General features: G+C 48.6%; 20 protein-coding genes. All 20 read right to left on the bottom strand.

What is annotated here, in order from left to right; translation table 11 throughout:
• A complete protein-coding gene (locus tag AC07KQ_RS07205; protein WP_003565495.1) occupies positions 1–945 on the bottom strand; it encodes a 2-dehydropantoate 2-reductase in 945 nt (314 codons plus the stop codon).
• Positions 946–1,038: 93 nt separating this feature from the next.
• Positions 1,039–2,355 (bottom strand): dihydrolipoamide acetyltransferase family protein, encoded by a 1,317-nt coding sequence (locus AC07KQ_RS07210; RefSeq protein WP_016387820.1) that lies wholly within the window; start codon positions 2,353–2,355, stop codon positions 1,039–1,041.
• A gap of 17 nt (positions 2,356–2,372) precedes the next feature.
• Positions 2,373–3,359, bottom strand: a complete 987-nt coding sequence (locus AC07KQ_RS07215; protein ID WP_003575101.1) for an alpha-ketoacid dehydrogenase subunit beta — start codon at positions 3,357–3,359, stop codon at positions 2,373–2,375.
• Positions 3,360–3,498: 139 nt separating this feature from the next.
• Positions 3,499–4,503 (bottom strand): thiamine pyrophosphate-dependent dehydrogenase E1 component subunit alpha, encoded by a 1,005-nt coding sequence (locus AC07KQ_RS07220; RefSeq protein ID WP_016387819.1) that lies wholly within the window; start codon positions 4,501–4,503, stop codon positions 3,499–3,501.
• Between the two features lie 17 nt (positions 4,504–4,520).
• Complete coding sequence (lpdA, locus tag AC07KQ_RS07225) at positions 4,521–5,936, bottom strand: dihydrolipoyl dehydrogenase (RefSeq protein ID WP_003575104.1); 1,416 nt, start codon at positions 5,934–5,936, stop codon at positions 4,521–4,523.
• Positions 5,933–7,054 (bottom strand): butyrate kinase, encoded by a 1,122-nt coding sequence (gene buk / locus AC07KQ_RS07230; protein ID WP_003575106.1) that lies wholly within the window; start codon positions 7,052–7,054, stop codon positions 5,933–5,935. Before buk ends, lpdA begins: the two co-directional genes overlap by 4 nt.
• Positions 7,051–7,902: a phosphate acyltransferase gene (locus AC07KQ_RS07235; RefSeq protein ID WP_003575109.1), complete on the bottom strand. Its 852-nt coding sequence runs from the start codon at positions 7,900–7,902 to the stop codon at positions 7,051–7,053. The genes buk and AC07KQ_RS07235 overlap by 4 nt, the downstream gene beginning before the upstream one ends.
• Before the next feature lie 562 nt (positions 7,903–8,464).
• Positions 8,465–9,106: an orotate phosphoribosyltransferase gene (gene pyrE / locus AC07KQ_RS07240; protein WP_003575111.1), complete on the bottom strand. Its 642-nt coding sequence runs from the start codon at positions 9,104–9,106 to the stop codon at positions 8,465–8,467.
• Positions 9,099–9,818, bottom strand: a complete 720-nt coding sequence (gene pyrF, locus AC07KQ_RS07245; RefSeq protein WP_003575113.1) for an orotidine-5'-phosphate decarboxylase — start codon at positions 9,816–9,818, stop codon at positions 9,099–9,101. Before pyrF ends, pyrE begins: the two co-directional genes overlap by 8 nt.
• A complete protein-coding gene (locus AC07KQ_RS07250) occupies positions 9,818–10,690 on the bottom strand; it encodes a dihydroorotate dehydrogenase (RefSeq protein WP_480156529.1) in 873 nt (290 codons plus the stop codon). Before AC07KQ_RS07250 ends, pyrF begins: the two co-directional genes overlap by 1 nt.
• Before the next feature lie 160 nt (positions 10,691–10,850).
• Complete coding sequence (carB, locus tag AC07KQ_RS07255; protein WP_016387817.1) at positions 10,851–14,033, bottom strand: carbamoyl-phosphate synthase large subunit; 3,183 nt, start codon at positions 14,031–14,033, stop codon at positions 10,851–10,853.
• A 2-nt stretch (positions 14,034–14,035) separates the two neighbouring features.
• Positions 14,036–15,118, bottom strand: a complete 1,083-nt coding sequence (locus AC07KQ_RS07260) for a carbamoyl phosphate synthase small subunit (protein ID WP_003570893.1) — start codon at positions 15,116–15,118, stop codon at positions 14,036–14,038.
• A gap of 159 nt (positions 15,119–15,277) precedes the next feature.
• The gene (locus AC07KQ_RS07265) at positions 15,278–16,543 is read right to left on the bottom strand and encodes a dihydroorotase (protein WP_003575120.1); all 1,266 of its coding nucleotides are present in this window, start codon (positions 16,541–16,543) and stop codon (positions 15,278–15,280) included.
• Between the two features lie 3 nt (positions 16,544–16,546).
• Entirely contained in the window at positions 16,547–17,488 is a 942-nt protein-coding gene (locus tag AC07KQ_RS07270; protein WP_003575122.1) for an aspartate carbamoyltransferase catalytic subunit, read from the bottom strand.
• Positions 17,475–18,782, bottom strand: a complete 1,308-nt coding sequence (locus tag AC07KQ_RS07275) for a uracil-xanthine permease family protein (RefSeq protein ID WP_003565525.1) — start codon at positions 18,780–18,782, stop codon at positions 17,475–17,477. The genes AC07KQ_RS07270 and AC07KQ_RS07275 overlap by 14 nt, the downstream gene beginning before the upstream one ends.
• Before the next feature lies 1 nt (position 18,783).
• Positions 18,784–19,332, bottom strand: a complete 549-nt coding sequence (gene pyrR / locus AC07KQ_RS07280) for a bifunctional pyr operon transcriptional regulator/uracil phosphoribosyltransferase PyrR (protein ID WP_003565527.1) — start codon at positions 19,330–19,332, stop codon at positions 18,784–18,786.
• 258 nt (positions 19,333–19,590) lie between these two features.
• Positions 19,591–20,511 (bottom strand): RluA family pseudouridine synthase, encoded by a 921-nt coding sequence (locus tag AC07KQ_RS07285; protein ID WP_003575124.1) that lies wholly within the window; start codon positions 20,509–20,511, stop codon positions 19,591–19,593.
• Positions 20,511–20,975 carry a signal peptidase II gene (lspA, locus tag AC07KQ_RS07290; RefSeq protein ID WP_003565533.1) on the bottom strand — a complete coding sequence of 155 codons (465 nt, stop codon included), beginning with the start codon at positions 20,973–20,975 and terminating at the stop codon, positions 20,511–20,513. Before lspA ends, AC07KQ_RS07285 begins: the two co-directional genes overlap by 1 nt.
• Before the next feature lie 110 nt (positions 20,976–21,085).
• On the bottom strand, positions 21,086–22,759 hold the full coding sequence (locus AC07KQ_RS07295) for a formate--tetrahydrofolate ligase (protein WP_480156530.1): 1,674 nt from the start codon (positions 22,757–22,759) through the stop codon (positions 21,086–21,088).
• A gap of 12 nt (positions 22,760–22,771) precedes the next feature.
• A complete protein-coding gene (locus AC07KQ_RS07300) occupies positions 22,772–23,176 on the bottom strand; it encodes an EbsA family protein (protein ID WP_003575131.1) in 405 nt (134 codons plus the stop codon).
• Between the last annotated feature and the right edge of the window lie 5 nt (positions 23,177–23,181).

Genomic DNA, 23,181 nt, shown 5'->3' on the forward strand with positions numbered 1-23,181 from the left:
TTATTTTGCGTGCAGCAACTGTTCCTTGGCGTGGACTAGTTGGGTTAAGAAGGTACAATATGGGGTCGGAATACCGTACTTCTTACCGCGCCGATCAATCACACCGTTAATATAATCGATCTCAGTCAAGCGGTGATTGGTAATCAGGTCTTGATGCATGGACGGATAATGATGGCCGATCGTGTTTGGATCCCAGGTTGTTTTGATGTAGTCCACCGTGTCAGGCACATTCAAATCAATGCCTTCTTTTGCGGCAACTGCCGAGAATTCTTTGACGATTGCGACAACCATGTCCTCAGCGGTTGAGGTGCTGCCAAATTCACTCATATTGCAGTCCAGAATCGTGCATAAGCCGTTCATTGTGCCATTGACCGTTGCTTTCTTGTAGATCGTATACAGAATATTATCAGAGTATTCAGCATTTAGTCCAGCGTCTGATAACAATTTCACGATCTTTTTTGCAGCCGCGGTTGCTGCTTCGCCGTCTTCGACGTTGCGCAAGGCGACTGAACCGCTGCCGAATAGCTTTAATTTGCCTGGTCCTTCCATTCCGGCGGTCCACATCGTATTACCAATAAAAATATTGTCGCGTGTGACATATTTTTCGATGATTTCTTCATGACCGATACCATTCATTAAACACAGAATTTTAGTATGGTCAGTGATCACCGGCTTTAATGACTGCATCATACCGTCTAGTTGCATGGATTTCGGGAAGAGGATGACGAGATCAGCCACTGCACTTGGATCAATTTTGGTTTGTTCATAGGCTTTGATCTTAGCAACAACTTGTTCGCCATCGAAGTTGGCCTGCAGGCCATGCTCATTGATAGCATTCACATTGTCAGCCCAGCCGTCAATACCGTCGACATCATTGCCTGCGCGACTGAGCATCAATGCATAGCGGCCACCCATGGCCCCGACACCAGCAATTGTAATTTTCATGATCTTTTTCCTCCTGTCATGGCACATCTCTACAGCTGTTTTGAAAATCTGTGGAAATTCAATGTTCTCAACGCAAACATGTCGTACTGTGCTTTAGTAAAGATCCGACTCGATGTTGTATTGACTTAAGTTCAATTTGACATCGTTCATAAATCGTCCGGCTTGCAGGCCGTCGAGAATACGGTGATCCAGCGACAGACACAGATTGACCATGTCAGCGATCTTAATGCCGTCATCGGTGACGATCAGTTTCTTGTTGATGCTTTCGACTTGCATAATCGCTGCCTGCGGATAATTAATAATCCCCATAGAGGCAACTGAGCCAAACGATCCGGTATTGTTCACGGTGAAGGTGCCATCTGCCATATCAGCCGACGTCAGTTTTCCAGCGCGCGTGAGTTGCGCTAGACGGTTGATTTCTTTGGCAATCCCGGTGATGGACAGCTGGTCGGCATGTTTTATCACGGGTACATAAAGATAATCATCGGTTGCAACGGCAATTGAGATATTGAAATCCTGATGATAAACAATATTCCCGTCTTGCCAGCTAGTGTTGATCTTCGGATGTTTCTTCAAGGCTTGAACGACGGCTTTAATGAAGAATGGGAAGTAAGATAAGGAAATGCCTTCCTGCTGTTTAAAGTTGTCCTTCATGCGGTTACGCAGTTTAACCATGTTCGTCACATCTGCTTCCACTAACATCCAAGCATGCGGAATTTCGGTGGCACTTTGCACCATGTGACGAGCAATTGTTTTACGAATACCATCAGCCGGGACAATTTGATCATGAATGCCAGGTTCAAAGTTGATCGTTTCAGGTGCTGGCTTTGGTGCTTCCGGTATTGCTGATGCGGGCGGTGCGGTTGGCGCTTGGGCGGTTGCTTGAGCGGGAGCTGAAGGCTCAGGCACTGAGGTTGGCGCGCTGGCGCTAGGCGTGTAATTGAGCACATCCTTGCGGGTGATTCGGCCATTGTTACCGGTGCCGATGACATCATTAAGGTCGACGCCTTTTTCTTCAGCTAAGGCCAACACGGCGGGTGAAAAACGCTTGCCGCCAGCGGCACTAGGTTTGCTTGGCGCTGCCGGAATTGGTACTGGTGCTGGTGGCGATGCCGGTTGTGCAGCCGGTGAACTGGTGGCGGCAGCTGGTTCAGGCGCACTTGCTGCGCCTTCAACTTCGATGCTCATGATCGGTGTACCGATTGGAACCTCTTTATCAAGGTCAACGAGATAGGCTTTAATGACGCCAGCAAAATTCGATGGAATTTCGGTCGTCACTTTATCTGATACGGTTTCAGCTAAGGGATCGTATTTTTTGACATGATCGCCTGGTTTGACCAGCCAATTAATGATGGACGCTTCGTGAACACTCTCGCCTAAACCGGGCAGTAAGATTTGTTCGATCGCCATGCTATTTTCCCCCTTCATCAATATGCTGCGAGCGCTTTCATTTCGTTGTAAACTTGTTCTTCGTTAACTAAGAATGCTCGTTCCAGCCCAACAGCATATGGCATTGCCGGCACATCAGGTCCTGCTAACCGTCTGATTGGTGCATCGAGATCGAAAAGGGCATCCTCGGCAATCATGGCTGCAACTTCACTCATGATGGTGCTTTCCTTGTTATCCTCGGTGATTAATAAGACTTTACCGGTTTTCTTTGCTGCTGCGACTAAGGTTTCCCGATCAAGTGGATAAAGTGAGCGGACATCAACGATTTCTGCACTGACGCCTTCACCGGCCAGCTTCTCCGCAGCAGTTAAGGCATGTTGGAGCACCGCCCCATATGCAATCACGGTCAAGTCGTCACCTTCGCGAATCACATTAGCCTTGTCAATTGGCACGGTGTAATCCGTTTCCGGCACTTCCGCTTTTAGCAAGCGATATAGACGTTTGTGTTCATAGAAAATCACCGGATCGTCACTACGAATCGCGGTTTTAATCATGCCTTTTGCGTCGTATGGATTTGACGGGGTGACGACCCGCGAACCTGGTTGCCCAGCAAAGATCTTTTCCGTTGATTGTGAGTGATAAAAGCCGCCGCGCACGCCGCCGCCATATGGAGCGCGGAAAACTGCCGGCACGGTCCAGTCGCCTTTGCTGCGGTACCGCATGCGGGCCGCTTCGGAATTGAGCTGGTTGACAGCTGGTAAAATATAATCCGCAAATTGGAATTCGGCGATTGGCCGGAAGCCAACTAGTCCAAGGCCAACGCCCATACCACCAATAGCAATTTCCGTTAAAGGTGTGTTGAAAACCCGTTTATCGCCATACTTGGCAGCCAAGCCTTTCGTGACGCCAAAGACCCCGCCTTTGTCACCGCCGACATCTTCCCCGAAAATAAGGACGTTTTCATCTTTCGCCATTTCTTCGTCAATACCTTGTTGGATCGCCTCTAAATAAGTTAATTCAGCCATGGTTCTTCATCCTCCTTTAAACGCGTTCACCAGCCCAGAAACCTGCGTGTAAGTATCTTGGTCGCAATGGTCAAAGTCCGACCATCCACGTCCAAGGATACTTTTACTCCGGTTCCTACCCGTGGCAGTTCGCGCTCTCCTATTCTGCGTACAACTGGTCGGTGATCTTGGCTGGATCTGGATCAGGCATGGCTTCTGCCTCATCGGTTGCTTGGTTAATCTCGGTTTCAAGTTCCTTTTCAATGCGATCAATGTCGGCTTCGTTCAGGTACCCTTCGTCGATTAATTGTTGTTGGAAAAGTTTCACCGGATCGTTTTCTTTGATTTCGGCAAGTTCTTCGGCACTACGGTATACCCGCTGATCATCGTCGGAAGAATGACTGGTGAGTCGTTCAACCATGATCTCAATCAAGGTCGGACCGTTGCCTTGACGGGCATCCGTCACTGCTTGCTTGAACGCCAGATAGGTTTCCGCAAAGTCGCGGCCGTCTACTCGAACGCCTTTAAAACCAAACGCTGGGCCGCGGTCAGCTAACTTTTCAACGGCATATTGTTCTTTGTCTGGCACCGAAATAGCGTATCCATTATTTTCAACGACGAAGACTACTGGCATCTTGTGCACGCCTGCGATGTTCATGGCTTCTGCACATTCACCTTGACTAAAGGAGCCATCCCCAGTGGTAACCACGGTGACATAGTCTTCACCACGCATCTGAGCACCATAGGCAATCCCAGCGGAAATTGGATACTGGGTGCTGACTGGCGAGGAGTGACTCACAATGTTATGCGCCTTGCTGCCGTAATGACTTGGCATTTGACGACCATGTGAAGCTGGATCGGCTTCTTTCCCAAAACCGGCCAGCATAATATCTTTTGTCGTCATCCCCCACATGAGCACTGCGGTGAGATCCCGGTAGTAAGGCAGAAAATAATCTTTGTCATAATCAAACGCCAACGCCATAGCAGCTTGCCCGACTTCAGCACCTTGTCCGGAAATGTTAAACGAGAATTTACCAATTCGGGTCAGTTGCCATAAACGTTCATCGACGCGGCGGCCACGCATAACGGCCTTATAGACGTCAAGAATGGTCTCGCGACTCAATCCTGTCGTTTTCAGTTTCCCTGTCGTTTTCATTTTTTGCATCAGACTCACTCGCTTTCTTATTTGTGAATGGCTATCTTGTGGGTATCTAAAGTTGCTTCTTGAATGGCTTCCGATAGTGATGGATGCGGATGAACGGCATCACCAATCTCTGTAGCAGAGGCATCGAGGTACATCGCGTCACTCATTTCGGCAATCATGTCGGTGGCGTGGGCACCAATGATGCTGACGCCGATAATGTCATCGGTTACCACATCTCGCAGCACTTCGACAAAACCGGCTGTATCGCCCAAAATGATCGCTTTAGCATTGGCATTAAAGTTGAACCGGCCAATTTTCACGTCGCGATCTTGCGGATAATTGGATGAGGTATAGCCGACACTGGCAATTTCTGGATCGGTGTACGTACAACGCGGTACATCATTGTAATTAAGCGGTGCAACTGGTAGACCGGCCATGTGTTCCACCGCGATGATGCCTTCTTTCATCGCCACATGCGCCAACTGGAGGGTATCGATGACATCGCCAATCGCATAAATGTGATCTTCCGTTGTTTGATAAAACGCATTGTGGGTGATGCCCTTTGCCGAATACTTAATCGAGGTATTTTGTAGTCCAATGCCTTCAACATTTGGCTGGCGGCCAATCGCAACCATGACTTTGTCAACGATTAAGGGATCGGTTTGTTCAGCGATGGTCAGTGCCACCTGCTTATTTTTGATCGTTGCCTGTTCCACTTTGGCGCCGAGTTGGATGTGAATGCCGCGGTTTTCGAGTTGTTTCTGTAATTCACGGGCAATCGATTGACTTTCGTTGATCACCAATTGATCCAAAAATTCAACGATGGTGACATCCACCCCAAAGTCATTAAGCAGAGAAGCCCATTCGACGCCGATGACACCGCCTCCGATGATTGCGACTTTCTTCGGTAAAGCCGTGAGTTCGAGCATGCCGTTGGAGGTCAAAATCATCTTTTCGTCAATTGGCAGACTCGGCAAAGTCTTTGGACTAGAGCCAGTTGCGATGATGACGTGTTTAGGTACGATCATCACGTCTTCTTTGCTTTTGTCATCGAAGGTTACCGAGACAGTTCCAGATACCGGTGAGAAAATCGATGGGCCTAAAACCGCGCCAGTTCCGTTAAGAACGGTGATCTTATTTTTCTTCATCAATCCTTGAACCCCGCGGTAAAGCTGGTCCACAACAGTTGCCTTACGCGCTTGAATCTTGGCAAAATCAATGCCGACTTTGCCTTCGATGATCCCGCCAAATGTCGCAGCTGATTGCATCAGTCGCAGTGTTTCACCGCTATGCAACAGTGACTTGGTGGGGATGCAGCCTTTGTGCAAACAAATGCCGCCGACTTTTGCCTTCTCTACTAAAACGACCTGCATGCCTAACTGTGCGGCCCGAATGGCGGCAACATAACCGCCGGGTCCGCCACCCAGGACCACCAGATCTGTGTTCATTGTCATCTGCCAGTTCCCCCTTTGATTGTTGACGCGTCTGATTGATAAACGCGGACGGGTTCTTCATGATTCAAAACGCGCATCACCCCCTCATAGAGTGCCTGCATTTCCATTTCTCCTGGTCGCACTACCACCGGTGCGATCCAGGCTAAATCATGTTGCAGCGGGGCTGTCACAGCAGTGGCATAAGCAGCGCCGCCAGTCAAAATAATCACATCAACCTGACCATTTAAAACGCCCGCCATTTCGGCGATCTGTTTTTTAATCTGATAGATCATGCCATCTAAGTAGAACTTAGCGGTTTCGTCACCCTCAGCAATCCGAGCGACAATGTTTTTGATACTGATATCGTTTAGGTACGAGCGCAAACCACTTTGACTAGCCAATAATTTTTTGACTTGGTCTAGCGTCAGCCGCTCAGCTAACACTTTGGCAACAAAATCAACTAGTGGCAGTGAGCCAGCTCGTTCGGGTGAGTACGGTCCTTCACCATCAATGCCGTTATTGCCGTCAATCATGCGGCCGTTTTCATGTGCATGAATGCTGAGACCCCCGCCGATGTGCGCGACGATCACACGGCTTGTGGCATAGGTCTTGCCCATAGTAGCCAAAACTTGCCGGGCCATGGCTTTTTGATTTAAAACATGGGCCGCACTGTGTCGCTCGATTCCTTTTAAACCACTGATACGAGCGAGCGGCTGCAATTCATCTACCACGGGTGGATCCACCACATATGCCTTGACGCCATATTGATCAGCGACTTGCTGTGCTAGTCCTGCACCAAGGTTACTTGCATGTTCGTTGCGTTTGGCTGCGGTTAAATCATCCAGCATCGCCTCATTGACAGCATACGTACCGCCCGGAATTGGTTTTAACAATCCTCCGCGTCCAGCGACTGCCAGCACTTCGCTTGCTGAAAAGTCCTGATCGGCTAAAAATTCTTGAATGGCTTGCATCCGAAAATCTTTTTGTGCAATAACGGCATCAAATTGACTTAGCTCGGCTAAGGAGTGGTTAAGTGTGCGTTCGGCGACCATTTTACCAGCCTTAAATAAGGCGATTTTGGACGAAGTTGAGCCAGGATTGATCACGATGACAACATCGCGTTTTGGATGCATGGTCATGAGGCACCGCCTTTCAGTTGTGCAATCGCGAATGCCAGCGCCGTTAGTTTACTATCAACGGAATCACTGCGCGAAGTTAAAACTATCGGCACTTTCGCCCCCACAATCGTGCCGCCTGAGCGAGCATCCGTGAATAGCATCAACGCCTTATATAAAACATTGCCAACATCAATGGTTGGGACAATTAACACATCGGCATCACCTTGAATCCCGCCTTCATAATGTTTATGCGCCACAGATGCTGGTGATAATGCCAAATCAAGCGAGATTGGGCCGGCAATCACGGCATCTGAGCGCGTTTCAAACTGTTTTGCGACCGCCTGCGCCAAAACTGAGGAAGGCATTTTCGGATTAAAGTTCTCGGCTGCACTGAGTAGCGCAACTTTTGGCTTTGGCAAACCAATTTGATGCGCAACGCCTACTGCATTTTCGACAATGGCGGCCAGCCTGTCTTCGTCGGGATCAATATTCATACCAGCATCGCTCAAAAGAAGTGGCCGGTTTAGTTGTGGCAGATGAATAATCGCAACATGAGACAAAACTTTCTGAAGCCGCAGTTGATAGTCAGGACGAAGCAGTTCTTTCAGTAATGTATGCGTTTGCACAATGCCCTTTAGTAAAATATCGGCCTTACCTTGAGCGACTAAACCAACCGCTTGCGTCACCGCGTCCGCTTCATCGCGCGCCTGATGAAAAGTCCAAGTGTCTGCTTGGTCAACGTTCGAACCGCTATCAAACACAACAAATTGCAGTTTGTCCGCCAAGGTCGAAGCGAGCTCACTGCGAGCACGAGTTACAAGGGTTAGTATGTCTGGTTGCGAACCCATTGGAATAGCAACTGTGATCATCCTTTCACCTCCAAAGTTGATAAACGGTATCTTGCCAGTGGCCATCTAAATTGTGAACAACTGTTGTATAACAATTAACCTGATGACGTCTATTTTCCATAAATTTTACTCATAAATTAATGAAACTAAGTATATAAGCTTTAATTGCCCCTATCTGTAGTATAACAGTTGGTATCGATACAGCAAGAAAACGCGGCTCGATTTTCCTGAATTCTCATGAAGCTATTTTGATGAAACCTGAATTCAACGCATTGTGCATATAAATGCAATCAAATCATTTTCTAATAAATCAGTTTAAAATGGATTTTACTGCTTAATTAATCCAATATCAGTAAAAATAATTTTTTTATTTGCCACTATGTGAATCAACGATCATATTCTGGAATTCTCATTTCCTCATGGATTGCTTAGATTGCTCACCAATGCGACTTGGTTCCCATAAATTAACGAATGCAGCTTCACGTCATCGGCAAGGACAAAAAAGCACGGTTACTTCAAAATATTTTTTGAAGTAACCGTGCTTGGCTTTTTCGATTTGAACATGGGACTCAATTGGGGCGGCTTATTGAAACTGTGCGCCCCACTTGACCGGATCTTCTCGCCATTGATGCAGTGAAGCGAGTTGCGTACTAGTGATGGCGCCTTGTGACTCGGCTGTTTGGATCAAAGCCGTATAGTTTGTCAGTGTGAAGAACGGTAAGCCAGCATCGGCAAAATTAGTTTTGACCGCGGCTAGTTGATAACTAAAGATTGCAGCGACGCCTAAAACTGTAGCACCATCTTTTTGAGCGGCTGCAACCGCGCCTAAGACTGATCCGCCAGTTGAGAGCAAATCATCGATGACCACCAGCTTAGCATCGGCTGGCAGATGCCCTTCGATTTGCCGTCCTTGACCGTGATCCTTAGGCTTACTGCGAATGTAAACCAGCGGTAGGTTCAACAAGTTTGCGACCAAAGCCGCATGTGGAATCCCAGCAGTAGCCACGCCGCCAATCGCGGTAACATCAGGATAGTGAGCCACAATTTGCTGCGCCAAACCAGCTGCAATTTTACTGCGAACGTCTGGGTAGCCAATGGTCAAGCGATTATCGGTATAAATTGGACTTTTCATGCCGCTGGCCCAGGTGAACGGTGCATCAGGACGCAAGGTGACTGCCTGAATACGGAGTAAGTCGCTGGCAATTTGTGTTTCTAATTTAGTCATGTGCTGTTTCCCACGCTTCCTTAATTGATTGATAAGCCGCCACCGGATCATCAGCCTGCGTAATCGGCCGGCCAACAACAATCGCTGAACTGCCTAAACGCTTGGCTCTGCCCGGGGTCACGACTCGTTTTTGGTCGCCGACTGCCGCACCATGCGGTCGAATTCCCGGGGTGACTACCAGAAAATCAGGTCGCGTCACACTTCGAATGAGTGGTGTTTCCAAAGCACTTGCCACCACGCCATCGGCATTACTTGCCTGCGCGATGGCAGCAAGATGCTGAACCGCTTGACTGATCGGAATCTCAATCGAAAGCTGATTTGTCAGCATCGTCTGATCTGTAGAAGTTAGCTGCGTGATCGCAAGCATTTTTGGTGCTGGATGACCAGCTGCCTTTGCGCCAGCCAATAGCCCGCGTTTGGCTGCGATCATCATGTCTTTCCCGCCTGCTGCGTGGACAGTGGTCATCGCCACACCTAGTTTACCCAACTGCCAGGCCGCTTTTTCCACGGTGTTAGGGATGTCGTGAAGTTTTAAATCGAGAAAAATCGACACCGGTCGGGCTTGTTGAATCTCGGTGATAATTGCTGGGCCTTCAGCATAGAAAAGTTCCATGCCAACTTTAACGAACAAATGTTCTTCTTTTGGAAATTGGCTTAAAAAATCAAGAGTTGTGGTCTTATCCTTAAAATCCAGTGCGATAATAGGCGTCATTAAACTGTCTGTCCTTCCTGTATGGCTGCCAATTCAGCTGCGATCTTCGGAATGGCTCGCTTTTGATAATAATTGGCTGAACCAACTGCAAGTGCCGTGGCGCCGGCCGCCAACATTTCTGCTGCATCATGGCCAGAGCTGATCCCACCCATCCCAATCAACGGGACTCGAACGGCATGAGCCACTTGATAAACCATGTGGAGTGCCATTGGCAGCAAAGCCGGACCTGAAACGCCGCCAGTCACATTGTCGAGAAGCGGTTTGCCAGTAGCAATATCCAGCCGCATGCCGACAAACGTATTGATCAGTGAAAGACCATCGGCCCCCGCTTGTTCGACTGCTTCAGCAATGGCAGTGATATCAGTCACATTCGGCGTCAGCTTAACGAAAATCGGCACCGAGCTCGCGGCTTTAACCGCACGCGTCACGGCCGCAGCGACTTCTGGGTCTGTTCCAAACGCCATCCCGCCTTGCTTGACATTCGGACAGGAGATGTTGACTTCTAGTGCCTTAACATTAGGAGCGGCACTCAATTTTTTCGCCACTGCTGCGTATTCGGCAACATCCACCCCGGCAATACTAGCGATAATCGGCAAGTCAGGATACTGCGTGGCCAACCATGGCAGCTTTTCGTGCAGCACGACATCAGAACCGTGATTCTTTAGACCTACTGCATTCAAAGTACTGTCAGGGCCGTCGGCAAAAATAGTCCCTTGATTGCCGATGCGCGGTGCGAGTGTCGTCGATTTTGTGACTAACGCTCCCAGTAAATTGAGATCATACTCTTTGGCGTAACCTTCGCCAAAACCAAACGTCCCACTCGCGGGCATTAACGGATTTTTCATCGTGAAACCCGGCAATTGAATGGCCATGTGGTACCTCCTTATGTGTAGGCTGCTGCGACTGCAAGTGCGTTAAAGCGTGCCCGTCATGCTATAAAAGCTGAAATAACAGCGTTAATAACGCAACGAGCATTTTGATGGTGATCATACCTAGATAGTGTTGTAAAAATCACTTTGTATGGCAAGGCGCTCAACTTTTAATCGGCGATATTGAAAATGCTTGTAATTCTAGAACTTTCAAAATGGCTCCAGCTGTGTCTAGACTGGTCATCAATGGCACGCCATGTTCGATGGCAGCTTCTCTAATTCGGAAACCGTCACTTGAAACCTTCTTATCTGCACTCATAGTGTTAATCACTAATTGAATTTTCCGATTGGCAATGTCTTCAAGAATCGTCTCCTGGCCACTATCAAGTTTTTCAATCGTTGACACTGTGATACCGGCTTTCTCAAAGGCCTTAGCAGTGCCGCTTGTTGCCACTAGTTGATAACCAACTTCGCGGAATCGTTTTGCTAGTGCCGTTGCTTCAGCCTTGTCAGCGTCTTTAACCGTGATCAATGCCCGGCCAAATTGTGGCAAGTGCATGCCAGCCGCTTCAAAAGCTTTGTACAACGCCTTCGCAAGGGTGGTGTCGCTGCCCATGACTTCACCGGTCGATTTCATTTCCGGCCCAAGCAGACTATCAACGTGATTCAACTTCGAAAAACTAAACACCGGTGATTTGACGTGAATACCTGGCTGATTCGGCAACAAGCCTGTTTCAAAACCTTGTTCCTTCAAACTTAAACCAAGAATTGCCAATGTTGCGACTTGTGCCAGTTTGATGTTGGTCACTTTACTCAAAAACGGCACGGTTCGACTGGCGCGCGGATTCACTTCGATGACGTAGGCTTTACCATCGTGAATGATGAATTGAACGTTCATCAAGCCAATGCAGTTTAGTGTCCGCGACAATTTAATCGTGGCATCGGTGATTTGATCGATAATGTCTTGACTAAAGGTCTGCGGCGGATAAACAGCCATCGAATCGCCGCTATGAATGCCAGCGCGTTCGATATGCTCCATGATCCCTGGCAAAACAACGGTGTCACCATCAGAGATGCAATCCACTTCGCATTCCTTACCGACTAGATAGTGGTCAATCAGCACAGGATGATCATGTGAAACGGACACCGCCCGATCAATATAATTGTCAAGTTCAGTTGCGTCGTGAACAATTTCCATCGCCCGGCCGCCTAACACGTAGCTAGGCCGAACCAAAACCGGATAACCAATCTTATCAGCGACCGCTAACGCACCGGCCTTATCCGTGGCGGTACCGCCTTCTGGTTGTGGTAACTTAAGTGATTTAATCACCTGATCGAACAAGTCACGATCCTCGGCCCGATTAAGGTCTTCAACTGAAGTGCCAAGAATCTTAATGCCACGGTTTGCCAACGGTTCAGCCAAGTTGATGGCGGTCTGCCCGCCAAATTGGACGATGACCCCTTCTGGCTGTTCCAGATCAATGACGTTGAGGACATCTTCAAGGGTTAATGGTTCAAAGTACAGCTTGTCAGCAATCGAAAAGTCAGTCGACACCGTTTCCGGATTACTATTCATGATAATCGCTTCATAGCCGGCTTTTTGAATGGCCTTAACACTGTGCACAGTGGCGTAATCGAACTCCACCCCTTGACCAATCCGAATCGGACCCGAGCCAATCACGAGCACACTCGGCTTGTCGCTTTTAACGCTTTCGGTGCTACTTTCATAGGTGCTGTAGTAATACGGCGTGTCGCTGGCAAATTCACCGGCGCAGGTATCGACCATTTTGTAAACTGGTAGTATCTTTTGTTCCTTGCGCATCTGTCGCACTTGGTCAGCGTGCAGGCCCCAGAGTTTGGCAATCTCTTCGTCGGCAAAACCGTACCGCTTTACTTCGGCGAGCAACCCCAGATCAGCTTTATGTGCCGCCAGTTCCCGCTCTAATTCCACAATATGTTTGATCTTGTCGAGGAAGAATGGGTTCATTTTCGATAACTCGGCGACTTCTTCAATGGTGTAGTCGCGACGGAAAGCTTCAGCGAGATAGAAAAGTCGTTCATCGTTGGCTTGAATGATCTGTTTGCTCAGTTCATCGTCGCTCAACTTGGCAAAAGCTGGCCGTTCTGGATGAATTAGTCCAACTTCTAATGAGCGCACCGCTTTTAGCAGACTTTCTTCAAGCGTTCGACCAATTGCCATGACTTCGCCAGTGGCCTTCATTTGGGTGCCTAATGTGCGGTCACCGTTTTCAAACTTATCAAACGGAAAGCGTGGCAATTTGGTGACAACATAGTCTAAAGCCGGTTCGAATTCGGCCCAAGTTTTTTTCGTGACCGGATTTTTGATTTCGTCTAAGTGCAGGCCAACTGCGATCTTGGCAGCCATTTTCGCAATTGGATAACCAGTAGCTTTGGAAGCCAGTGCACTGGAGCGCGACACCCGCGGATTGACTTCGATGACGTAGTACTTGAAGCTGTTACGATCCAAGGCAAATTGGACGTTGCAGCCGCCTTCGATCTTCAACGCGCGAATGATTTTCAAAGCAGCATCGCGCAACATCTGGACTTCTTTATCGGTCAACGTTTGGGTTGGCGCAAAGACCATCGAATCGCCGGTGTGGACACCGACAGGATCAAAGTTTTCCATGTTGCAGACGACAATTGCAGAATCCGCTGCATCGCGCATAACTTCAAACTCGACTTCTTTGAAGCCGGCAATGGAGCGTTCAACCAACACCTGCGTCACGGGGCTCAGGTTGAGACCGTTTTCCGCAATTTCTGCCAATTCTTTTTCGTTGTTCGCAATCCCGCCGCCGGTGCCGCCCATGGTGAAGGCCGGTCGAATGATAACCGGAAACCCGATTTTATCGGCAAATTGTTGTGCTTCTTCAATGTTATTAGCGATGGCTGATTCTGGCACCGGTTCATGCAACTTCTGCATCAGGTTTTTGAACAATTCACGATCTTCGGCTTGATCAATGGCCGTCAGCTTAGTGCCCAGCAATTCAATGCCCAATTCATCCAAAATGCCAGTATTGCTAAGTTTCATCGCTAAATTCAAGCCGATTTGGCCGCCGATGGTTGGTAAAATCGCATCAGGTAACTCTTTACGTAGAATCTGGCTCACAAATTCGACTGTTAAGGGTTCAATATAGACGCGATCGGCAATTTCCGTGTCGGTCATGATGGTTGCTGGATTGGAATTGACCAAAACCACTTCATAACCTTCTTCGCGTAAAGCAAGGCAGGCTTGCGTACCAGAGTAATCAAATTCCGCGGCCTGACCGATAATAATTGGACCGGAGCCGATCACTAAGATTTTATGAATATCTTGACGTTTTGGCATGATTATCCTTTCTGCGTGCGATTTGAGAATGCATCCATCATTTCCATGAACTCATCAAAAAGATGATCGGCATCGTGTGGGCCAGGAGCGGCATCTGGATGGAACTGGACAGTAAAGGCCGGATACAATCGGTGCCGCAAACCTTCTACTGTACCGTCGTTGATTTCCACGTGGGTGATCAACAAAGTATCTGGATCAATGCTGTCAGGATCAACCGCATAGCCGTGGTTTTGACTGGTAAAATCAATTCGGCCGGTGGCAATTTCACGAACCGGATGATTGAAACCGCGATGGCCATACTTCATTTTAAAAGTGTTGGCGCCATTGGCGAGTGCGAATAGTTGATGCCCTAAGCAGATACCGAACAGCGGAATTTTGCCTTCCACGCCACGAATCATGTCCAGTGCTTCAGGAACGTCTTTTGGATCGCCAGGGCCATTGGTGAGCATCACCCCATCTGGCGCTAATTCGAGAATTGTTGAGGCGGTGGTGGTGGCAGGCAGCACGGTAACATTGCACTGCCGTTTGGCAAGTTCGCGTAAGATACTATGTTTGAGTCCGAAATCAATGACGACCACGTTGCGGCCTGTGCCAGGAGCTGGGTAAGCCTGTTGGGTAGAAACCTGCTGGACTTGATTTTTAGGTAACACGAGGGCTTTCAATTGATCGAATGCGTGCTCATCGGCTGCGTCGACAATACTAGCCTTCATTGCCCCAACTTCACGAATCTTCTTAGTTAAGGCGCGGGTATCAACGCCACTGATGCCAGGAATGTGTTTGCGTTTCAGAAATTCATCTAAGGTCATTTGACTGCGCCAATTGCCGGTCACTCGGGCAACATCGCGTACCACAATCCCCTTTGCGGTTGGATCGATACTTTCATAATCGTCACGATTGATCCCGACGTTGCCTATCAGTGGCTGGGTGAAGGTAATGATTTGGCCGTTGTAACTTTGATCGGTGATGGTTTCCTGATAACCACTCATCCCGGTGTTAAAAACGATTTCGCCCGTTGTGACAGTTTCCGCACCGAAACCGACGCCAGGGAAAACGCTGCCGTCTTCAAGAATTAAATAGCGCTTCATGCTTGTCCTCCTCTAAAGGCGTTCACTAGATCAGAAGCCGATCTGGTGAGCGCTTTGCTTAAACCCGTTTGCCTGATGCTAATCGCGTTTGTTCATACTTTCTTAAGGGCTGGCTGACGCTCTTTTAAACGTGCTTGCCAGCTAGAAGCCCAAGCTGGTTCACGCTCTTGCGTAAGCAATTTGCCCCTGACTGATCGTGTACAGTGTTTGACCGTTGACTTTATCGCCAACAAAAGGTGAATTTTTGCCTTTGGAGAACCAGTCGGCTGGGTCAATGGTGTAAGGCGTATCGAGATCCATAATGGTTAAATCGGCAGGTCCACCGACTGTGATATGGCCGCCTGGCAGATCAAATTTCTCAGCCGGAATCGTGCTCATGCGTGCGATCAGCTGTTTTAGGGTGAACATCTTTGATTTAACCAGCTTGGTATAGAGCGTTGAAAAGGCCGTTTCTGACCCAACAATGCCAAATGCCGCTGTTTTGAAGGAACCGGTTTTTTCAGCAGCCGTATGTGGTGCATGGTCAGTCGCAATCATATCAAGCGTACCGTCTTGCAAGCCTTCAAGTAAGGCTAAGTGGTCGGCACGTGAGCGCAACGGCGGATTCATTTTAAACATTGGATTGTCGCCCGGAATGTTATTCTCATCCAATAGCAGGTGATGCGGTGAGACTTCAGCGGTGACGTTTACCCCGCGTTTTTTAGCTTCGCGGATTAGGTCAACGCTTTGCCGAGTCGACACGTGGCAAGCATGGTAATGCACGCCGGTTGCAGCGGCAAGTTCAAGATCGCGCGCTAACTGACTGCTTTCGGTTTGATTGATGATCCCCGGTAAATTCAGTTTCTTGGCAACTGGACCGGCATTGATCACCCCGCCATGCATCAGACTTGCATCTTCAATATGAGCAACGATAGGCGCATGCAACTTAGCAGCCTGTTGCATGGCTTGATACATGGTGTCGGCATCCTGAACCCCGACCCCGTCGTTGGAAAAGCCCAGCGCTCCAGCAGCTTGTAAGGCTGCCATATCAACGACCTGATCAGAATGCAGGTCATGCGTAATCGGTGCAAACTGCAAAACCGTGATCTTCGCATCAGTTTGATTTTTCTCAAGCAGTGGTTTTAAGGTTTCGACAGTGTCTGGTACCGGTTTGAGATTGCTCATGGCGACAACAGTTGTGAAACCGCCGTGAGCAGCCGCCGCAGCGCCAGTTTTGATCGTCTCTTTAGCAGTAAAGCCGGGTTCGCGAAAATGCACATGGACATCAATTAATCCCGGCATGACGATGGCACCAGTCGCATCAATCACCTGTTCGTGATCGCGCGGCGCCAGCGATTGACCAATCGCCGAGATGATGTGATCGGTAATTTGGATGTCAGCCGTGTATTCAGTATCGCTGACAATATGGGCGTGTTTGATGAGCATGGGTTACTCCTCTCCAAAATGACGGGCATTAATGACGGCCTCAAGCATGGCCATCCGCATGAAGACGCCGTTTTGCATCTGAGTGAAAATGCGTGACTGCGGGCCATCAACCAGATCACTGGCTAACTCAACATCGCGATTGACTGGCGCCGGATGCATGAAAATCGCGCCAGGTTTCATTGTCTTAGCAAGATCATCGGTGATGCCGTACTTTGCATGGTACGTTTCTTTTGAGAAAGCCTGACGGTGGTCGGCGTTGAAGCGTTCCAACTGAACGCGCAGCAGCATCAAGACATCCACCTGCTTGACCAATTCAGGCACGGTGATGAAATCACCATATTGATCGAAACTGGAATCGTACCATTGCTCTGGACCGGCAAAGTGCAACGTGGCTCCGAGTTTATGCAGCATCTGCATATCACTGCGCGCAACTCGGCTGTGACTCAAATCGCCAACAATTCCGATACTCAAGCCGTCAAAATGACCGAATTCTTCGTGAATCGTCATCAGATCCAGCATCATCTGGGAAGGATGCTGGCCGGCACCGTCACCAGCATTGACAATCGCTGTCGTTGGCCATGCACCTAAAAGATCGTTATAGTAGCCATCTTGTGCATGTCGCATCACCGCAATGTTGACTCCGATCGCCCCAATCGTTTTAATGGTGTCTTCAAGGGTTTCGCCTTTTGAAACCGAACTATGTGCCGGATCAAATGGGATGACAGTCAGACCTAATTTGCGTTCAGCCATCTCGAAACTAGTGTGGGTGCGCGTGCTATTTTCAAAAAATAAGTTAGCTGCGTATATCGGCTCTGGAAAATGGACGGTTTGACCAGCTTTAAAATCTTCGGCGCGATTGATCAAAGCCATGGCGCTTTTGTCATCAACTTGTTCAGCGGAAACAAAATCTTGAAAGGATGTATCTGTGAAATTAGATAAGGTCATTTTTTTCTGCCTCTTCTTCATTAGCGGCGTGTTCAGGTAAGACAAAGTTCAGGAAGATCCCGATCACAGTTGCCAGGGCGAGTCCTGAGAATTGATACCCGGAGAACTGTAGGCTGGCATTGCCGATGCCGATCACGAGAATGGTTGAAGCAATCATCAAGTTGCGCTTCTGATCAAAGTTGACTTTGTTGTCAATTAAGACGCGCAGGCCGTTGGAAGCGATCACCCCAAACAACAGAAAGCTGATCCCGCCAATAACTGGACTAGGAATGCTACGGATTAAGGCGCTAAGCTTACCGATGAAGGCAAACAAGATGGCGAAGAACCCGGCACCGCCTAGCACATAGATACTATGGACCTTGGTCATCGCCAAAACTCCGATGTTTTCACCATAACTGGTGACAGGTGGGCCGCCAACCAGACCGGCGATAATGGATGCGGTACCGTCACCGGCTAGGGTGTGGTTTAAACCAGGATCTTTGAAGAAGTCACGTTTAGTCAGCTTGTTGAGCACCATGATGTGCCCCATATGCTCGGTCATAGTGACAAAAGCAATTGGTGCCATGGAGAGAATCGCGCCCCAATAAACTTGCGGCTGATAACTGATAAAAGGAATTTCAAACTTAGGCAGGTCGAACCAAGCAGCCTGCTGAACTGGTGTCAAATCAACAATGCCAAAGAGCAAGGCAACAAGATAGCCAGTGATAATGCCTAGTAGAATTGGCAACAGACTAATGAATTTTTTGAGGTACATATTATAAATAATGACAGAGGCTAAAGTGATCATTGCGACTGCGAAGTAACGCAAGTCATAAACGCTTTTGGTGGCGCTGATGGTCCGCATCGTTGCATCAGTGGCAGCAGTGCCAGCAAGAGATAGGCCGATAACCATCACAATCGGGCCAACCACAACTGGCGGCAAAGCCCGGTCAATCCATGCTGACCCGCTGCGCGCTACGATCAAGGCCACAATGAGATACACAACCCCAACCGCGATGGTGCCTTGAGCGATGGCCGGATAGCCAGCACCTTTCATCAAGGCCTGCATGATCGTGATAAAAGAAAAGCTTGATCCCATATAAGCCGGTATTTTGCCGCGCGTGATCAGGATATACATTAACGTCCCAACCCCACTTGAAAAAAGGGCAATGCTAGGATCGAGTCCAACTAAGATCGGCACAAGAACTGTCGAGCCGAACATCGCAAACAGATGTTGAATAGAAAGGCCAACCCATTGACCGAATTTTGGCTTGTCGCCGATATCTAAAACGGCTTCGTCGTTGTGAAATGCCATCTTAGCCCTCCATCCTTTCGATGCTGATCCCGTCTTTACCGTCAAGCTCAGAAACTTGAACCTGAATTTGTTCGTCCAATGAGGTCGGAATGTTTTTACCGACAAAATCTGGACGAATTGGTAATTCGCGATGTCCGCGATCAACCAAGACAGCCAAGCTGATCTTGCGAGGCCGGCCTTCGTCCATCAAGGCATCTAAAGCAGCGCGAATGGTGCGGCCGGTGAAGATGACGTCATCGACCAGAATGACATGTTTGCCGGTGATATTAACCGGTAACTGTGCACCTTCAACATCTGGCTGATGATCATGATCAATCTTATGGACGTCATCGCGGTAAAACTGAATGTCCAATTCGCCAACCGGAACCTGTAACCCTTCAAGTTGTTCGAGACGCTTGGCGATCCGATGGGCTAAATAAATCCCGCGGGTTTTGATGCCGACTAAAACGAGATCGTTGAGTCCCTTGTTTTGCTCGATGATCTCGTAGCTAATGCGTGTTAATGCACGTTTCATGGTTACCTCGTCTACAACTTGTTTTGACTGTGCCATTGATGTGCCACCCTTTCTTATATGTATTGCGGTTTTGATGCTTTGGAAGTGAACAGTGATGCGGGTGTTACGCTCCGATGCTGGCATTTCCTAAACGCGCTCGCAGTCGCAGAAACCTGCTCGCGCTCTACAAAAAAAGTCGCCTTCAATCCAATTTGGGATAGAAGGCGACCGTAGCCTGAATAATCCGCCGCAGCGGAATGGACCTTCTAAGCCTCACTGGACTTAGTTAAAGGTGCTTGTTTGATTGCATTAAGATTACCGAACGTTGCGGGTCTTGTCAATGCCTGCACGTAGATCGGCTAAGGTTTTTTCAAAAATTGGCGGTACTGGTGCTTCGAAGACGAGCAATTGACCGGTTGTCGGATGAACGAATCCCAGTTTAGCCGCGTGCAAAAATTGGCCTTTGCCGGGCAGGGTGCGTTTTGGCCCGTAAAGTGGATCCCCGGCCACAGGGTGATGAATGTATGCCATGTGCACGCGAATTTGATGCGTGCGGCCGGTCTCTAAAATGCATTTAATGAACGTGTAATGTTCAAAACGCTCTAATACTTGAAAATGGGTAACAGCATGGCGACCGTCTGCCACGACAGCTTGACGTTTACGATCGCGGGGATCACGACCCAATGGTGCATCAATTGTGCCTTCATCTTCTTTGAACGTGCCATGGACAAGTGCTAAATACTCACGAATCGATGTTTTGGCTTTTAATTGTGCGGAAAGACTTAGTTGCGCTTTTTCGGTTTTAGCAACCATCAGTAGTCCGCTGGTGTCCTTGTCGATGCGATGCACGATGCCGGGACGAATGACACCGTTGATGCCCGGCAAATCAGTATGATATAACAAACCGTTGACCAGTGTGCCATCTGGATGACCAGGTGCAGGATGTACCACCATGCCCTGCGGTTTGTCGACGACAATGACTTGGTCGTCTTCATACACAATATCGAGCGGGATCGGCTCCGGAATAGCTTCCAGCGGCTTGGCTTCAGGAATTGAGATAGCAATCACATCGCCGCTAGCAACTTTGTAATTGGCCTTGGTTGGCTGCCCATTGACCGTCACCAAGCCATCTTGCAACCATTTTTGCACCTGACTGCGCGTGTGAGTGGTTTCATGCGCCGTGATAACCTTATCGATGCGCCCCTGCTCGGTCGTGATCGTAAAGGTGCTAGTCATCACGCCACCGCCTTATCATGATCGAACAGGATAAAAATTAGCACTAAAATAACCCCAAATGTGATGCACATGTCTGCAAAGTTGAAAATGGCATTAAAGCGCCACTGATCCAAAAACTCAAGGTGAAACATGTCCGTCACATATTGAAACCGCAATCGGTCAATGAAATTACCGATGGCCCCGGCAGTAATCAAGGTTAGTCCTAGGCGATAGATCGGTTTGTGCAAACTGTCGCGCCACAGCATGGCAACAACCCCGAATGCGAGTAAGGTTGTGATATAGAAAAACCATTGTTTGCCTTCAAACATGGAGAAAGCTGCGCCAGTGTTGCGAATATGCGTGAGATCAATCACACCTGGAATCAGTTGTTGGCTTTCGCCTAATGGAATGTGGGCAGTGACCCATGCCTTAATCAGAAAATCAATTAACACGAGCGCAGCGGCGATGATGAGATAAATAAGCACAGAAGTTCCCCCTGAGTAAAAGCGTTTGTTTTCTAGTGTACCGCGGTCAAAGAAAAACCGCCATCTTAAAAATGGCGGTTACGCATGAGCTGATTAAAAACCACACAAAATTAGAACAGGCCGGAAATCTTGCCATCGTCGGTAACATCCATGTTCAAGGCTGCGGGCACTTTTGGCAAGCCGGGCATGGTAAGCACCGAGCCAGTCATGACGACAAGGAAGCCGGCGCCTAACTTGGGGATGATGTCGCGAACGTGAATCGTGAACCCTTCCGGTGCACCCAACGTTTTGGCGTTATCCGTTAACGAATATTGCGTTTTAGCCATGCAGACTGGCAAATCCTGCCAGCCGTTTTTAACGATCGTGCGCAAGGCACTGTTTGCTTTGCCTTCATAATCGACATCAGCTCCGCCATAAATCTTTTGCACAATCGTCTTGATTTTGGTTTTGACATCGCTTTGCGGATCATATAAGCGAGTAAAATGCGCCGGTTGATCAAGTGTCGCCAAAACAGCATCCGCAACCGCCAATCCGCCGCGTCCGCCGTCAGCCCAAACGGTGGCGGTGACGGCTTTAACGTTTAGTTTCGCACAAGCATCAATTAAAAACTGAATTTCGGCATCGGTATCACTAGTGAATCGGTTAATCGCAACTACAACTGGCACACCGTAACTTTGCATACTGTGGATGTGGCGTTTGAGATTGCCGAAGCCTTGGGCCAAGGCTTCGATATTTTCCGTTTGCAGGTCCTTTAACGCGACCCCGCCGTTATACTTCAAGGCACGCACGGTTGCGACAATGACGACTGCGTCAGGCGTCTTGCCGAGCACAGGTGTTTTGATGTCCATAAACTTTTCACCGCCGAGATCCGCACCGAAGCCGGCTTCGGTGATCGCGATGTCCCCGAGCTGCAAAGCCGTACGCGTGGCCAAAACCGAGTTGCAGCCGTGCGCAATGTTGGCAAATGGACCACCGTGGATGAATGCCGGGGTATGTTCTAATGTCTGAACCAAGTTAGGTTTCAAGGCATCTCGCAATAGCATCGCAATCGCACCGGTGACTTTCAAATCGGCCACGGTCACCGGCTGCCGGTCATAAGTGTATCCAATGACAATTCGGCCGATACGCGCCTTTAGATCGGCAATGTTTTCCGCCAGACACAACACTGCCATTAATTCGCTAGCAACTGTAATATCAAAGCCATCTTCGCGCGGCACACCGCTTGTGGGACCGCCCAAACCGATCGTAACATGACGCAAAGCGCGATCGTTGATATCTAAAGCACGCTTCCATAAAATCCGCCGTGGATCAATATTGAGCGTATTGCCTTGTTGCAAATGATTGTCAATCAAGGCGGCTAGGGTATCCACCGCCGTGGTAAGTGCATGCATATCTCCTGTAAAATGCAGGTTAATGTCTTCCATTGGAACTACTTGCGCATAACCGCCACCTGTCGCACCGCCTTTCATGCCCATTACCGGGCCTAAAGACGGTTCGCGTAAAGCAATCACAGGATGCTTACCACGTTGTTGCAGCGCATCCCCTAAGCCAACGGTGATGGTCGACTTACCTTCGCCAGCTGGTGTTGGGTTGATGGACGTTACCAGCACAAGTTTGCCAAAAGGTTTATCCTTTAAGGCGTTAAGTGCACTAAAACTAAGCTTGGCTTTGGCTTTGCCATAAAGTTCAAGATCATCTTCTGATAAACCTAAACCAGCCGCAACTTTCGTAATCGGCCACATTGCCGTCGCTTCATTGGCTTGTGCAATTTCAATATCAGACATACAACACACTCCTTATTTGGCGGACTCTTTCAGCCCTTTTTGGATCAACGACACTACTTTTTGTTTTCTTTTTTTACCGAACAAAACAAAAGTCACTTGACCATATCGTTTGGTTTTAAGAATAACTGTCAAATGGCCAAACGTAAACCCCTCAATTTCCGGCCAAGTCATTTCCAAGGTGTTACTCTTAAAAAGACTAACCAGTTTTAGGCCTTGTTCATGGACAACAAGACGATGAAGCAGCACTTGAATGATCGCAACAAGCACTGTCACTATGGCAATGCCAATGGCTAGCAGCGATGGCTTGGTACTTTCTAACTGAACAATCGTGGCAAGGCTGATCCCGATCACGATCATACTCCAAAACATGCTAAAATCGATCCAGGCAGGTTGATAATGAGTTCGGTATTCTGGCACTTTGA

It is taken from the genome of Lacticaseibacillus sp. YLM2-1 (assembly GCF_056583465.1).

Coding starts and splice junctions, on each gene's coding strand:
- AC07KQ_RS07250 (WP_480156529.1), bottom strand. CDS start 10,690: ATGGCCATTCAATTGCCGGGTTTCACGATGAAAAATCCGTTAATGCCC.
- AC07KQ_RS07210 (WP_016387820.1), bottom strand. CDS start 2,355: ATGGCGATCGAACAAATCTTACTGCCCGGTTTAGGCGAGAGTGTTCAC.
- AC07KQ_RS07275 (WP_003565525.1), bottom strand. CDS start 18,782: ATGGCATTTCACAACGACGAAGCCGTTTTAGATATCGGCGACAAGCCA.
- AC07KQ_RS07270 (WP_003575122.1), bottom strand. CDS start 17,488: ATGACCTTATCTAATTTCACAGATACATCCTTTCAAGATTTTGTTTCC.
- AC07KQ_RS07220 (WP_016387819.1), bottom strand. CDS start 4,503: ATGCAAAAAATGAAAACGACAGGGAAACTGAAAACGACAGGATTGAGT.
- AC07KQ_RS07235 (WP_003575109.1), bottom strand. CDS start 7,902: ATGATCACAGTTGCTATTCCAATGGGTTCGCAACCAGACATACTAACC.
- AC07KQ_RS07215 (WP_003575101.1), bottom strand. CDS start 3,359: ATGGCTGAATTAACTTATTTAGAGGCGATCCAACAAGGTATTGACGAA.
- pyrR (WP_003565527.1), bottom strand. CDS start 19,332: ATGGCACAGTCAAAACAAGTTGTAGACGAGGTAACCATGAAACGTGCA.
- pyrF (WP_003575113.1), bottom strand. CDS start 9,818: ATGACGCCTATTATCGCACTGGATTTTAAGGATAAGACCACAACTCTT.
- carB (WP_016387817.1), bottom strand. CDS start 14,033: ATGCCAAAACGTCAAGATATTCATAAAATCTTAGTGATCGGCTCCGGT.
- AC07KQ_RS07260 (WP_003570893.1), bottom strand. CDS start 15,118: ATGAAGCGCTATTTAATTCTTGAAGACGGCAGCGTTTTCCCTGGCGTC.
- pyrE (WP_003575111.1), bottom strand. CDS start 9,106: ATGACTAAATTAGAAACACAAATTGCCAGCGACTTACTCCGTATTCAG.
- lpdA (WP_003575104.1), bottom strand. CDS start 5,936: ATGACAATGAACACAGATCTGGTGGTCCTGGGTGGCGGACCCGGCGGT.
- AC07KQ_RS07265 (WP_003575120.1), bottom strand. CDS start 16,543: ATGCTCATCAAACACGCCCATATTGTCAGCGATACTGAATACACGGCT.
- buk (WP_003575106.1), bottom strand. CDS start 7,054: ATGACCATGCATCCAAAACGCGATGTTGTCATCGTGATCAATCCTGGC.
- AC07KQ_RS07205 (WP_003565495.1), bottom strand. CDS start 945: ATGAAAATTACAATTGCTGGTGTCGGGGCCATGGGTGGCCGCTATGCA.
- AC07KQ_RS07295 (WP_480156530.1), bottom strand. CDS start 22,759: ATGTCTGATATTGAAATTGCACAAGCCAATGAAGCGACGGCAATGTGG.
- AC07KQ_RS07285 (WP_003575124.1), bottom strand. CDS start 20,511: ATGACTAGCACCTTTACGATCACGACCGAGCAGGGGCGCATCGATAAG.